At 69.2% G+C, this 13829-nt stretch carries 8 protein-coding genes; 5 read left to right on the top strand and 3 right to left on the bottom strand.

Annotation, left to right across the window (positions count from 1 at the left end):
- Positions 1-3 precede the first annotated feature (3 nt).
- Positions 4-1347 carry an MFS transporter gene (locus P3L18_RS23145; protein WP_079931928.1) on the top strand — a complete coding sequence of 448 codons (1344 nt, stop codon included), beginning with the start codon at positions 4-6 and terminating at the stop codon, positions 1345-1347.
- Here P3L18_RS23145 and P3L18_RS23140 read toward each other — a convergent pair.
- Positions 1314-1859 (bottom strand): hypothetical protein, encoded by a 546-nt coding sequence (locus P3L18_RS23140; protein WP_276115354.1) that lies wholly within the window; start codon positions 1857-1859, stop codon positions 1314-1316. The two genes, P3L18_RS23145 and P3L18_RS23140, sit on opposite strands and share 34 nt — an antisense overlap.
- A gap of 85 nt (positions 1860-1944) precedes the next feature.
- Between P3L18_RS23140 and P3L18_RS23135 the strand changes: the two genes are divergently transcribed.
- Complete coding sequence (locus P3L18_RS23135) at positions 1945-3039, top strand: aminotransferase class V-fold PLP-dependent enzyme (protein WP_276115353.1); 1095 nt, start codon at positions 1945-1947, stop codon at positions 3037-3039.
- A gap of 27 nt (positions 3040-3066) precedes the next feature.
- Here the strand turns inward: P3L18_RS23135 and P3L18_RS23130 are convergent, their stop codons facing one another.
- Positions 3067-4539 carry a CCA tRNA nucleotidyltransferase gene (locus P3L18_RS23130; RefSeq protein WP_276115352.1) on the bottom strand — a complete coding sequence of 491 codons (1473 nt, stop codon included), beginning with the start codon at positions 4537-4539 and terminating at the stop codon, positions 3067-3069.
- 115 nt (positions 4540-4654) lie between these two features.
- Between P3L18_RS23130 and P3L18_RS23125 the strand changes: the two genes are divergently transcribed.
- The 3 genes from P3L18_RS23125 (at position 4655) to P3L18_RS23115 (ending at position 12867) form a co-directional block, all read left to right on the top strand.
- Positions 4655-5965 (top strand): NUDIX hydrolase, encoded by a 1311-nt coding sequence (locus P3L18_RS23125; protein WP_276115351.1) that lies wholly within the window; start codon positions 4655-4657, stop codon positions 5963-5965.
- Positions 5958-8795, top strand: a complete 2838-nt coding sequence (locus P3L18_RS23120) for a DUF6049 family protein (protein WP_276115350.1) — start codon at positions 5958-5960, stop codon at positions 8793-8795. The genes P3L18_RS23125 and P3L18_RS23120 overlap by 8 nt, the downstream gene beginning before the upstream one ends.
- Before the next feature lie 256 nt (positions 8796-9051).
- Positions 9052-12867 (top strand): murein biosynthesis integral membrane protein MurJ, encoded by a 3816-nt coding sequence (locus P3L18_RS23115; protein ID WP_276115376.1) that lies wholly within the window; start codon positions 9052-9054, stop codon positions 12865-12867.
- Here the strand turns inward: P3L18_RS23115 and P3L18_RS23110 are convergent.
- Complete coding sequence (locus tag P3L18_RS23110; RefSeq protein WP_079931958.1) at positions 12851-13792, bottom strand: sterol desaturase family protein; 942 nt, start codon at positions 13790-13792, stop codon at positions 12851-12853. The genes P3L18_RS23115 and P3L18_RS23110 overlap by 17 nt on opposite strands.
- Positions 13793-13829: the final 37 nt, after the last annotated feature.

Raw genomic sequence — 13829 nt, 5'->3', positions numbered from 1 at the left:
TACGTGAATTCCGCGGTGACCGAAGGTACGTCCTCGTGGAAGATCTTTACCCATTCGCTGAGCCACTCACCCGGCCTGGGCCGGCTACTCGCGGTGCGGCTGACCAGTCAACTCACCGACGGAGTCTTCCAGGCCGCGCTCATCGGTGGCGTGCTGTTCAATCCCGAACGCCATGCCGATCCGCTCGCCGCGGCGCTCGGTTTCGCGGTGCTGTTGGTGCCCTATTCGGTGATCGGCCCGTTTGCCGGAGCGCTGCTGGACCGGTGGGATCGGCGCAATGTCCTGCTGTGGGCCAACGTCCTGCGCGCCCTGCTGATCGTGATGGTCGCGATCGCGATCAGCACCGGCAGTTCCGACACCCTGGTGCTGATCAGCGCCCTCGCGGTCACCGGGGCCAGCCGGTTCGTGGCGTCGGGGCTGTCCGCGGCGCTGCCGCATGTCGCGCATCGCGAGGTCATCGTCGCGACGAACGCGCTGTTCACCACTCTCGGTGGGGCGATGTTGTCGGTCGGTGCAGGTCTCGCGCTCGGAATGCGCGCCCTCGTCGGCAACGACAATGTCGGTAGCGCGGAGACCACGCTGATCGGTGTGGTGCTTGCGCTCGTCGCCGGCTTGGTCGCACACGGTTTTCCGCCCCGTCAGCTCGGACCCGACCGGCCCGACGACATCGGGCACTCGGCTGCACACGCGGTGGCCGTCGGCTTTCTGCACGGGGCACGGGCGATCGCCCGATGCCGTCCGGCGTCGGCGGCGCTGTCGGCGATCGGGATACACCGGCTGGTTTTCGGTCTGAACACCCTGATGCTGTTCGTCTTCGCCCGGCACGTGCACGGCGGCGGTGACGGACTGAGCCGGATCAGCCTGGTCCTCGGATGTGTGGCGACCGGGGCCTTCGCCGCCGCGGTGACCACACCGATCCTCGTCGACCGCTACGGCAGACGCGCCACGATCATGCTCATGTTGCTGCTCGGCGCGCTGGCCCAGGTGCTGCTGCTGACGTTCACGATCCCCGGCTTCTGCGTGGCCGCCGTCGTGCTCGGATTGGTCGGACAGACCACCAAGTTGTGCGGCGACGTCGCCATGCAGGTGGACATCTCCGACTCCGTGCGCGGACAGGTCTTCTCCGTGCAGGACGCCTTGTTCAACGTCGCCTACGTCATCGCGATGGTGCTCACCGCGGTGATCATCTCCCCGGACGGCCGCTCGGTGCCGCTCGTGCTGATCGGGTGCGCGCTCTATCTCATCGGAGTCGTGGTGGTCCGCGGCCTGCATCCCGCCCGCCACAACTACTCACCGCCGCCCGTCCCCGACGATCACCTGCCGAAACCCGGCTCCCCCTCTGCGTAGGCGGCGTCGGCGGTGCCGTCGCCGTCGGAGTCGACGAGCACCTGGTCGGGGTGGCCCTCGGAGTCGGTGTCGACGTAGAGCCGTCGGATCGCCCCTGCGTCGAGGAGGATCTCGATGTCCGGGGTGCCGTCGCCGTCGAGGTCGTGCGCCTGGACCCGGGTGTCGGTGGGAGCGGGATCCGCAGGGGTGGGGGTGGCCGGGGTGCGAGTGCCGGGGGTGTGCGGCGCGGGCGGCGCCTCCCGTGTCGGGACGGCGACGCCCCAGATCCCGTTTCCCGAGTCGCGATAGTGGTGCTCCACGGTGTCGTCGTCGTCGAGGTCGAGAGCCGCGAGGTCGGCGATGCCGTCGGCGTCGGTGTCGATGAGCAGATCGTCGCGACGACCGTCGCCGTCGAAGTCGAGCGCGATCGCGTCGAGCACACCGTCGGCGTCGGTATCGGTGTCGGCGGGGGTGTGCCAGAGCGTGGGCTCAGAGTCGCCATTGCCGAACACGTACTCCAGGACAGGATCCATGGGGTATTGGACGCACGGGCAGTCGCCACGGTTCCCTCGACGGTCGATGGTCGCGGCGACGACCCACACGGTAGGTTCAACGGCTATGTACGTCAGCGTTCTCGGCGAGCAGTTCCACCGGGCGCGACTGTCGCCGGCGATCACCCATCTCGATTCGGCGTCGGCGGGTCGGTCGTCCAATGCCGTCATCGGGACCATCTCGGCGCACCTGTGGCGTGAGGCCGAGCGTGGGTCCTATGTGGCCGCCGATGACCGCGCCGAAGAATTCGCCAGGGACACAAGGGATCTCGCTTCTCTGATCGGACACACCGCCGAGGAGATCACTTTTCGCGAGAGTGCGCGGGCGGCGTTGCGGGCACTGCTCAACGGGTGGAGCCTGCCGGTCTCGACCACGGTGTGGGTGGCCAAGAACGAGTTCGGGCCCAACCTCGTCGAATTCGAACGTCGCGGCTATGCGGTGCGCCCACTGCCCGACGGCGACCTCAACGGGCACATCGACCTCGATGCGCTCGAGAACATGCTGCAGTTCGAGCAGCCCGACTTCATCCACATCTGCCACATCGGGTCGATGTCGGGGGTGGTGCAGCCGGTGGCGCGGATCGTCGAGATCGCCCATGCGGCACAGGTGCCCGTCGTCGTCGACATGGCGCAGTCGGTGGGCCATGTCCCCACCGTCACCGGCGCCGACATCGTCTACGGCACCAGCCGCAAGTGGCTGACCGGGCCCCGCGGCGTCGGCTTTCTCGCGGTGCGCCGGGACTCGTTGCGGACCGTCGAGATCGAGAGTTCGGAGGCGTTCCTCGCGGGCCGGTTGGGGCTCGGTGTCGCGGTCGCCGAACTGCAGCAGATCGGCCAGCAGCGAGTCTTCCGCGAGCTCGCGGCGATCGGCCGCGCGACCCGCGAACGCCTCGACGGGATCGGCAGCTGGGTGGTGTGCGAACCCGTCGACGAGCCGTCGGCGCTGGTCACTCTCGCCCCGCCGCCGGGCTGGCAGGACTCCGACCTCCAGGCCGCTCGCGATCGGTTGTTCGACGAGCTCGGCATCCTGGTCACCGCCGCCGAATCGTGGCGGGCACCGCTGGCCGGGGACCAAGGGGTGCTGCGGATCAGCCCTCACCTCGATGTGCGCCGCGAGGACCTCGACCGGCTCGCCGACGCCCTGCGGACGATGGGGTACTGACGCAGTTCCGGTACGAACCTCGCCCGACTACGCGGTGCCCGTCCCGCCCTGTTCGGCCCACCACTGACGGAGTGCCTCCTCCGCCTCGTCGCGGGACAGTGGCCCGCGGTCGAGGCGCAACTCCTTCAGATATCGCCACGCCTCCCCGACCAGCGGTCCCGGCGGCAGACCCAACAACTCCATGATCGCGTTGCCGTCGAGGTCGGGCCGGACACGGGCGAGATCCTCGGCGGCGCGCAGTTCGTCGATGCGGCGTTCGAGGTCGTCGTAGTTCTGTTGCAGGCGCCGGGCCCGCCGCTTGTTGCGGGTGGTGCAGTCGGCGCGCACGAGTTTGTGCAGACGGTCCAGCAGCGGCCCGGCGTCGGTGATGTAGCGGCGGACCGCGGAATCGGTCCAGGCGCCGTCGCCGTATCCGTGAAAGCGCAGATGCAGGAAGACCAGCGTCGCAACGTCTTCGACGACGGCCTTCGGATACTTCAACGCGCGCATACGTTTTCGGACCATCTTGGCGCCGACCACCTCGTGATGGTGAAAGCTCACGCCGCCGCCCGGTTCGTGGCGTCGGGTGGCCGGTTTGCCGATGTCGTGCAGCAGCGCCGCCCAGCGCAGGACGAGATCGGGATCGCCGTCCTCGAGATCGATGGCCTGCCGCAGGACGGTCAGCGAGTGTTGATAGACGTCTTTGTGTTGATGGTGCTCGTCGATGGTCAGACGCATCCCCGGCACCTCGGGCAGAACGCGCTCGGCCAGTCCGGTGTCGACCATCAGCTCGATGGCCTCGATGGGGTGTGCACCGGTGATCATCTTGTCGAGTTCGACTCGGACACGTTCGGGGGTGATGCGATCGATCTGTTCGGCCATGTCGGTGATCGCGGCGGAGACACGGGGTGCGACGCCGAAACCGAGCTGGGAGACGAAGCGCACCGCACGCAGCATGCGCAGCGGGTCGTCGCCGAAGGACTCCTGCGGGGTCGCGGGGGTGTCGATGATCCCGGCAAGGGCGGCCGACAATCCGTCGAGGGGGTCGTGGAATTCCTCGGCGCCCCCGCGGCCGATGCGCACGGCCATCGCATTGATCGTGAAGTCGCGGCGAACGAGGTCGTCATCGATGGACTCGCCGAAGGTGACCTCGGGGTTGCGGCCGACGCCGTCGTACTTCTCGGCGCGGTAGGTGGTGATCTCGAGGATCAGGTCCTTGCGGCGCGCGCTGATCGTGCCGAACTCGATACCGGTGTCCCAGATGGTGTCGGCCCAGTCGGACAACAGTTCCTGGACTTTCTCGGGTCGGGCGTCGGTGGTGAAGTCGAGGTCGGTGCCCAGGCGGCCGAGGACGGCGTCGCGGACCGAGCCGCCGACGAGATACAGCTCGTGGCCGGCGTCGGCGAACAGCACGCCGAGCGGTTCGGTGATGTCGGAGAGCGCGCGCAGCGACACCGCCGCCGCGGCGAGGAGCCGGGTGCGGCGCTCGGCGGTGGTGGTGGGGTGGGGCTGCTCTGTCACGGCACGACAGCCTACCGGCGCCGGGAGCGAAGCGAGCGGGCCGTATGCAGCTGTGTGCGCTGCTGCCAGCACCATGTGGGCAAACGGCCGGTGACCAGCAGCTAGCATCGAAGGCGTGCCCACCGACCCGTCAACCGACCCCACAGACGTCTCCGACGACGTCAGCACGGGTGGGCGCCAGGCCGCAGAGGCCGGGTCGGGTGATGCGCGTGGTGTCGCTGGGCAGGGTCGTCGACGCGGTCGTCGGGGCCGGCGGAGGCGCCGGGGCACCCCGGAGTCGCGGTCTGACGCGGAGTTCCATCCTCGGCCGGAAACGCCTCCGACCAGCGCCGAACATCCGACGCCACGCCCGAAACGGCCTTCTCCGGCAGATCTGGCCGATCGTACCGGCGGCACCAGAAACGGCACCACCGGCAGTCCGAACAAGAACGGGTCGAGTAAGAACGGCGCAGAGACGAACGGGACAGCCAAGCCCGGCCCGGTGAACGGGTCTGCGGCTCCGGTGAACGGGACCGGGGTGAACGCAACCGGCGTCAACGGGGCAGCAGGACACGGGGCACCAGCACACGAGGCACCAGCACACGAGGCAGCAGCACACAGGCCCAAGCCCGGCGGAACCCGCCATCCGTCACCGGCGTCCGTGGCCGCCGCCACACCGACCGGCAAGGGCACGCGGGTGAGCGCGCCCAAGCCGTCGGATATGGCCGTGATGTCGGCCAAGATCACCAAAACCGGCCTCACCCAGGACGCGGCGGCGACGCCTGCGCCGACTCGGCGCAGGCGCGGCAACCGTCGTCCGGAACGCGCGGAGCGTCTGCGCACGGTGCGGGAGACGTCGGCGGGTGGGTTGGTGATCTCCGATCTCGACCTGCCGGTCGAGGAATTGTCGGCGGCCCTGATCGGCCGCGTCGACCGCCGAGGGCGCATGATGTGGTCGTTGCCGAAGGGCCACATCGAGACCGGGGAGACCGCCGAGCAGACCGCGGTCCGCGAGGTGGCCGAGGAGACCGGCATCCAGGGTCTGGTGGTCGCGCCGCTGGGCAAGATCGACTACTGGTTTGTCAGCGAGGGCCGTCGCATCCACAAGACCGTGCATCACTATCTGCTGCGCAGTGTCGGCGGTGAGCTCTCCGATGAAGACTATGAGGTCAGCGAGGTGGCGTGGGTGCCGTTGCACGAGCTACCCCGCCGACTGACGTACTCTGACGAGCGACGACTGGCCCGTATGGCCCGCGGTGTCATCGCCGACCTGGCCGCCGACCCCCAGCGGTTGGCCCAGTCCGAGGCCGAGAGCAGTCGCACAGAACCCAACGCCTATGAGAGAGCCGCAGCCGCCCGCAACCAGCGCCGAAACGAGCCGCCGCCTGCGGCGCCCTCGCGTCGGCGCCGGAGGCGTCCCCGCCGCCCCGCGGCCGGTGATGGCTGACCCCTCGTCGGGGCGCGCACGGTGGGCTCGGTTCCTCACGGTCGTCGCGGTGGCGGTGCTGATGGTGTTGTCGGCGGCCCCGGCCGCGGTGTTGTCTGCGGCCCCGGCCGCTGCGGCACCCGGCGACGCCGCCACCGCCCAGCCGGATCGGTTTGCGCAGATCGTCATCGACTCGATGACGCCATCGATGGTCACCAGCAGTTCGGGTCCCACGGTGGCGATCTCCGGGCATGTGATCAACACCAGCAGCCGGACGCTGCGTGATCTCGGTATCCGGCTCGAACGCGGCGACGCGCTGGCCGGTGCCTCCCAATTGAGGTCGGCGCTGGCCGGTGAGCACCCACCGATCGCCGCCGCCACCGACTTCAGCGATCTGTCCTCGGACACCCTGGCGCCGGGTGCGCAGGCGAGCTTCTCGTTGACGGTGCCGTTGTCGGGCGCGGGTGGTCTGCAGATCTCGCAACGCGGCGTCTATCCGCTGCAGCTCAACGTCAATGGCCTCCCCGACTACGGTGGCGTCGCCCAGGTGGCCGGATCGCGCACGCTGCTGCCGGTGCTGTCATTGCCGCCGGACCGCAGCCGGGCGGCCGCCTACACCGATCCGGGCAGCGGCGACGCGTCGTCGACGACACCCGGTCTCGGTGCCGACGGTTCGGTGTCCGCCGACACCTCCAGTCCGTCGCGATTCACCCTGTTGTGGCCGATTGCCGCACCCCCGCAACTCGCTCCGGGCGCCCTCGGCGGCAACACCGAACCGGTGCGGCTGATCAGCGAGGACATGGCCCGCTCACTGTCGCCGGGCGGTCGGTTGGATTCGGTGCTCGCCCCGCTGCGGGCGATCGCCGACGCCGCGCCGCCGTCGGCGCCCGACCCGAATGCGCCGTCGTCGGTGGCCCCCGCACCGGGTGCACAGTCCGGTCAGACCTCGGACCTCGCGCGGAGCATGTGCCTGGCCGTCGACCCCAATCTGCTCGTCACGGTGCGCGCGATGTCGCTGGGCTACGTGGTGTCCTCCGATCCGTCCGACCCGACGTCGTCGACGGTGCCGGGCACCGGTCAGGACGCGGCGACCACCTGGCTCAACGAGCTGCACGACGTCGCCTCGCGACTGTGCGTCGTGGCTCTGCCGTTTGCCGGGGCGGACCTCTCTGCACTCGCCGAGATCGACAATTCCGGCCTGACCGCGACCGCCCTGGACTCCCCCGCCGACATCGTCGACTCCATTCTCGGCGTCAAAAGCGTTCGCGGACTGACCATTCCGGCCCTCGGCGCGATCAACCAGGCGGGCGCGCGGCTGCTCGAGGACACCAATCACACCACCGTGCTGACCTCCGCGGGCAATCTGTCGACCGAGCAGCCGCAGAGCAGCGGCGCCTATCGCGTCGGACCGCTGGCCGCACAGTCCTACGACGAGCCGGTCACGGCCGCACTCGCGGCGCTCGGGACCAACCCGACGACACCGGCGATCACACCTGCCGACCAGATGGTCGACCTCTCCGCGGAGTCGCCGCTGAGCAGACGTCAGGCCGGCATCGGCGCGCTGGCGTTCGCCGCGGTGGACACACCCGACGATGAGCGCGCGGACTCGGGACAGGGCTCCGCCGGGCAGACCTCGGCAGCGCAGCTGCCGACCACCGGCCGCTCGCAGGTGGTTCTTCCGTCGCTGTACTGGTCGCCGAGCACCGACGACGCCAACGCGCTCATCTCCACCGCCGAGGTGCTGTTGGGGTCCCGGGTCGCCACCCCCACCCCGCTGACCAGCGTCGTCGACTCGGCGGACGCGGCGCGCGCCGACGCCCGGCTGGCCCCGTTGCCCGGTGTGGGACCGGTGGCGTCGGTCTCGGTGCCCCTGCCGGAGCAGACGGCGACCGCGATGCGTGAGCAGGCCGACCTCAGCTACCAGCTGCAGGGCTCGCTGGTGAGTTCGGCCGACGTGGAGACCACGCCGGAGCGATACCTCGCGCCACTGCGCGAGGACATGCTGCGCTCGCTGACCGTGCCCGCCCGGGCCGGCGCTGCGACGCGCACCCGTCTGGCCGACACCCGTGCGCAGACGATCCGTGCGGTCACCTCGACGCTGGATCGCATGCGGGCCGCGGTGACGATCCTCGACCCGGGCGGTCGCTACACCCTCGCCTCCGAACGCAGCCCACTGCTACTGGTGGTGCGCAACGATCTGGCGTTGCCCATTCGGGTGGACATCAGGACCAGCGCGCCCCATGACCTCGACATCGGCGACGTCGGGACGATCGAGATCCCGGCACGCGGCACGCGCCAGTTGCAGCTGCCGACGCGGGCCGAGACCTCCGAGGCGATCACCGTCACCATCTCGATCGCGACGGTCACCGGCTTGCCGATGGGCTCCGACATCCGACTCTCGGTGCATTCCAACGCCTACGGCAAGGCGTTGTTCATCATCACGATCATCGCGGGTGCCGCCCTGGTGCTGCTGACGGCACGGCGACTCTGGCACCGTTTCCGCGGCGAACCCGACCCGGCCGACGCCGACCGTCCCGAGCCCGACGAGCAGGAGCGATTGCTCGCCGCGGCAACCTATCAGCAACGACGACGTACGCTGCACATCGAAGAAGTTCATTCGGGTGAGTGGTCGGACGACGCGGGGTACTCGTGGCCACCGGATCCCGAGCGGGCCGACGATGCCGGGTCGGTGCGGACCTCGCCGGGTGGTGACGGGTCCGAAGACCCGGGTTACCGGCACACCGACCCCGGATCCACCGACGGGCCGACGCCCGGTCCGGAACCCGACGAGCCGGAACCGGCGGAGAATCCGACGACACCGGCAGAACACAGCAGTACCCCACCGAGATGACCGACGAGGCAGGCGAATGAGCGAGCGAGGACCGGGCGAACCACCGCGTCGCGCCGCACCCCGTCGCATTCCCCCTACTCCGGCTCCGGAACGGCAGATCCCCGACCGCCGGAACCCGCCCCGCCGGACTCAGTCCCGTCCGGCCGACGGACCGGCCCGTCAGGGTCCCCACCGGTCGGGACCGCCGCCGCTGGCCGGCCCGCTCGCCGACGCCCCGCCGCTGTCGGGCGCAGCCGGCACCCCCGAGACCCGACGCATGGGCGCGGGCCGCGCCGCACCCGGCGGCACCGGACCCCGGCCCGGCGTCACCCCGCCGCCCGCGCGGGCCCCGCGTCACACCCCGACATCCACCCCGACCCCGACGCTCGACCGCAACCCCCGGTCCGACGAAACCCGAGCGGAGGACGCCCCGTCGTCCGACGAGTCCGGCACCGGACTGGCACGCGACTCCGATTCGAGCATCCTGCGGACCAGCGGGTCCATCGCGATCGCCACCCTGGCCAGCCGCATCACCGGATTCGTCCGGACCGTGCTCATCCTGGCCCTGCTCGGCGCGTCGGTGGCGTCGGCCTTCCAGGCTGCCGACGTCCTGCCGAACATGATCGCCGAGATCCTGCTCGGCGCGGTCCTCACCGCCATCGTCATCCCGCTGCTGGCCCGCGCCGAAGCCGAGGACCCCGACGGCGGTGCGTCGTTCATCAACAAGATCTTCACGCTGACCGTCGTCGTGCTGGGTATCGGCACCATCGCCGCGATCGCCGCGGCACCCCTGCTGACCAGCCTCAACATCGACAACGCGGAACTGCGCCCGCTGGCAACCGGGCTAGCCTACTTCCTGCTCATCGAGATCCTCTTCTACGGGCTGACCGCACTGTTCACCGCGATCCTGAATCTGCGCGGCTACTTCAAGCCCGGAGCGTGGGCGCCGGTCCTCAACAACGTCGTCCAGATCAGCGCACTCATCGCGTATTGGCTGATGCCCGGCCAATTGACGCTCAACCCGTTCCGGATGAGCGATCCGCAGTTGCTCGTCCTCGGTATCGGCTGCGCGATGGGCGTGGTGTTGCAGGCGCTGGTGCTGTTGCCGTATCTGCGTCGTGCCGGTATCCGGCTCCGCATCGAGTGGGGGCTCGACGCGCGTCTGCGCAAGTTCGGCAACATGGCGCTGGCGATCGTCTCCTACGTGGCGATCCTGCAGGTCGGTCTCATCGTCACCTATCGCATCGCGTCGGCGGCCACCGAGACCGGCATCAGCGTCTACGTCACGCACTGGCAGCTGTTGCAGCTGCCCTACGGTGTGCTCGGCGTGACGATTCTGACCGCGATCATGCCGCGGCTCTCGCGCAATGCCGCCGGCGACGACACCAAGGCCGTCGTCGACGACATGTCGCTGGCCACCCGGCTCACCATGGTCGCGTTGGTGCCCGTCGTCGCCTACATGACCTTCTTCGGCCCGGCCATCGGCGTCGCGGTGTTCAACTTCGGCCGGTTCGACGCGCACGTGGCCACGCAGCTGGGTTCGACGCTCGCCTGGGGTGCGTTCACCCTGATCCCCTATGCGATGACGCTGGTGCAGTTGCGGGTGTTCTACGCCCGCGAGGATGCGTGGACGCCGACCTTCATGGTTCTGGGTATCACCGTCGTCAAGATCGCCGCCTCCTATCTCGGCCCGGTGCTGTTCTCCGACCCGGACCTCGTGGTGCGCTGGTTGGCCCTGTCGAACGGTCTCGGCTATCTCGTCGGCGCGATCGTCGGCCACTATCTGTTGCGCAGCCGATTGCGCGCCGATGCCCGCGATCCGCGTGATGCCCGGCTGACCAACGTCGCCCGCACGACGGTGGTGACGCTCGCGATCTCCGTCGGCAGCGCCTTCGCGGTGTGGTTGATCGCCGAGATCTCGGGCCTGCATCTGGCGACACAGCACGGCAAGATCGGGTCGATCGCCTACCTTCTGCTCACCGCGATCGTGGTGCTCGGCGTGATCTATGCGGGCCTGGCGGCGGCCGGTCTTCCCGACGTGGTCTCCGTCCTGATGTCGGTGCGACGCGTGGCCGGTCGCTTCATCCCCGCACTTGCGCCGAACGGCGAACCGCAACAACAACCATCGGCAACGATCACGGTTCAGTTTCCGCGGGTCACCAGCGACGAGTCGCTACCGTACTCTGGTCAGGTACAGGTCGTTCGACGGTTCGATCGCGGTTCCGCGACGTGGCAGTCGTATGCGGTGCACACCGGTGGCGCCGCGGGCGGCGCCGGTGTGGCGCCGTGGACCCCGCCCCAACGACCCCCGGACATGCGCTATCGGAGGAGAGGAGTTCGCCGCGTGAACGAGAGCGGAATCGACGCCACACCGGAATCCCCGATCAGTCCGGCCGAACGCGGCGTCACCCCGACTTCCGATACTGCCACACCTCCGGAAAGACCAGTCGCACAGACGAATTCGGCCAGTGGCTCGGGCGGCGGTCAGCCGGCCGACGCGATGCCGGCCACCCCCGTCGATCCCGACCGTGCCGAGCCCATCCGCCCCGCGCGACGTCGCGGACCCCGTCTCGTGCCGGGCGCTGCGGTCGCCGGCGGCCGGTACCGCCTGCTCGAACATCACGGCGGCACACGGGGTCTGCAGTTCTGGAAGGCCCAGGACATCAACCTCGACCGCGAGGTCGGACTGACCTTCGTCGACGCCGAACAGCTCGCACCCCCACCGGACAAGGGAGCGCCGAGCAAATCCGGCGACACCGGACCGCAGGCCGTGCTCACCCGCACGTTGCGTCTCGGCCAGATCAGCTCGTCGGGCGTCGCCCGCGTGCTCGACGTGGTCCGCGGCTCATCGGGCGGCATCGTTGTGGCCGAATGGGTTCAGGGTTCCTCGCTGACGGAGGTCGCCGCCACGCATCCGTCACCGATCGGTGCCGCACGTGCGGTCCGCGCGCTGGCCGCCGCGGCCGAGGCCGCACATCGCTCCGGCGGCGCCCTGTCCATCGACCATCCGGATCGCATCCGCATCTCCGCCGAGGGCAATGCGGTACTCGCCTTCCCCGGCACCCTCGCCGGCGACGATGCCACCTCCGACGTCCGCGGACTCGGAGCGGTGCTCTACGCACTACTGCTGCAACGGTGGCCGCTCGACGGCGCCACCGGTTCCGAGCTGGTGACCACCGTCAACACGACCACCCCGGTCGGCGGACTGGCGATCGCCTCGCCCGCCGCCGACGGCGAGGGCCCCATAGAACCGCGCGAGGTCGACCCGGAGATCCCGTTCGAGATCTCCGCCGTCGCCGCCCGCGCGTTGTCGGGGAGTCGTGGAATCCGCACTGCGGCAACGGTTCAGCACGTTCTGGATCAGGCCACCGTCGTCGACCTCAAGACGGACATGATCCCCGCGCTCGGTGACTCCGACGAGCCGCCGGTGTCGATCGGCCCGTCAGGTCGGATCGGTTCCGACGAGCCCGCGCGCAGCAACCGGACCGTCGCACTGCTCGTCGGCGCGGCCCTGCTCGTGCTGTTCGTGGTGATCGCCCTGGTGGTGTGGCTGACCGGTGTGTTCGGCGGCGGTGACGAGCAGACCGACATCAACAAGTTCCTGTCGTCGACCACGTCGGCGCCTGCACCGGCACCTGGCGCCGCTGCACCCGCGGGCGGACCGATCGCGCTGCGCTCGGCCACCCTCGTCGACTATTCCGGGCAGTCCGGTGACAATCCCGACCTCGCCCGCAACGTGATCACCGGAGCCGGATCCGGTTGGCGCAGTGACACTTACCGCACCGCCGACTTCGGCAGCCTCAAGCAGGGGCTCGGCCTGATGCTGGATCTCGGATCGCCACAGACGGTCGAGTCCGTCTCGATCACCACCACCACACCGGGATTCGCGGTATCGCTGCGCGGTGCGCAGAGCGCCGACGCCACCCTGGCCCAGACAACCCAGCTGGCACAGGGCACCGTGGATCAGCCCGACACCACACTGTCGATCGCCAGTCCCACACAGTCGCGGTATCTACTGGTGTGGGTCACCTCCCTGCCCGGCGCGGGGGGCAGCTATCAGGTGCAGATCTCCAAGATCAGCGCGACGAGCTGACCGCGCCGCTCGCCGAGGGGGCGTCCCCGGTCGTGGGGCTCCACCCGGGTGGTCCGAAGATGTAGCCGAGCTTGGCACGCCAGCCCGCGGCCGCCCGCACATCACGGGCGATGGAGACGTACTCGTGCGTCTGCAGTGTCCAGATGTTGTAGGTGCCAACAGGTTTGGTCAGCCCATAATGTGGCCGATGCGCCTCGGCACGAAACGATCCGAACATCCGGTCCCACAGGATGAACACCCCGGCATAGTTGCGGTCGAGGTACTCCGGGTCGCTGCCGTGATGCACCCGATGGTGTGACGGGGTGTTGAAGACGAATTCGACGGGCCGCCACATGCGATCGACGTGTTCGGTGTGAATCCAGAACTGGTACACCAGATTCACGCCGTAGCAGGCGAACACCACCGCAGGCGGGATGCCCAGGAACGGCAGCGGTAGCCACATCACCAGCGCCGCACTGATATTCCACTTCTGCCGCAACGCGGTAGCGAAGTTGAAGTACTCGCTCGAGTGATGGGCCTGATGAGTCGCCCACACCAACCGGACCCGGTGGGAGATGCGGTGATTCCAGTAGTAGAGGACGTCGACGGCGACGAATCCGATCACCCACGTGTACCAGGAGCCGATCGGTAGCTGCCACGGCGCGATGTAGACGAAGATCGCCGTGTAGACCAGCAGCCCCGCGATCTTCCACACCGCGCTCGTGGCTATCGACACCAGTCCCATCGAGATGCTGGCCCGCGCGTCACGCTTCTCGTAGGCACCGACCGGTGACCGGCGCTCGACGGCAGGACCGGTGTCCTCGGCATCGGTGGCCCGGTCCTCGAGCTTCCAGGCCGCGAACCATTCCAGTACCAGCAGCGCCACGAAGAACGGGATCGCGAGCACCGTCGGCTCGTGCATCGGGTCGGGAAGTAGGTCGAGCACGGCGTTGTTCTCCGGTGATCGTCGAGTTATCTGACAC

It is taken from the genome of Gordonia sp. N1V (assembly GCF_029269935.1).
GTDB classification, from domain to species: domain Bacteria; phylum Actinomycetota; class Actinomycetes; order Mycobacteriales; family Mycobacteriaceae; genus Gordonia; species Gordonia polyisoprenivorans.
The sequence above is the reverse complement of the archived record's forward strand: the minus strand, read 5'-3'. Positions and strand labels throughout refer to the sequence as shown.

Coding starts and splice junctions, on each gene's coding strand:
- P3L18_RS23140 (WP_276115354.1), bottom strand. CDS start 1,859: ATGGATCCTGTCCTGGAGTACGTGTTCGGCAATGGCGACTCTGAGCCC.
- P3L18_RS23135 (WP_276115353.1), top strand. CDS start 1,945: ATGTACGTCAGCGTTCTCGGCGAGCAGTTCCACCGGGCGCGACTGTCG.
- P3L18_RS23120 (WP_276115350.1), top strand. CDS start 5,958: ATGGCTGACCCCTCGTCGGGGCGCGCACGGTGGGCTCGGTTCCTCACG.
- P3L18_RS23115 (WP_276115376.1), top strand. CDS start 9,052: ATGGGCGCGGGCCGCGCCGCACCCGGCGGCACCGGACCCCGGCCCGGC.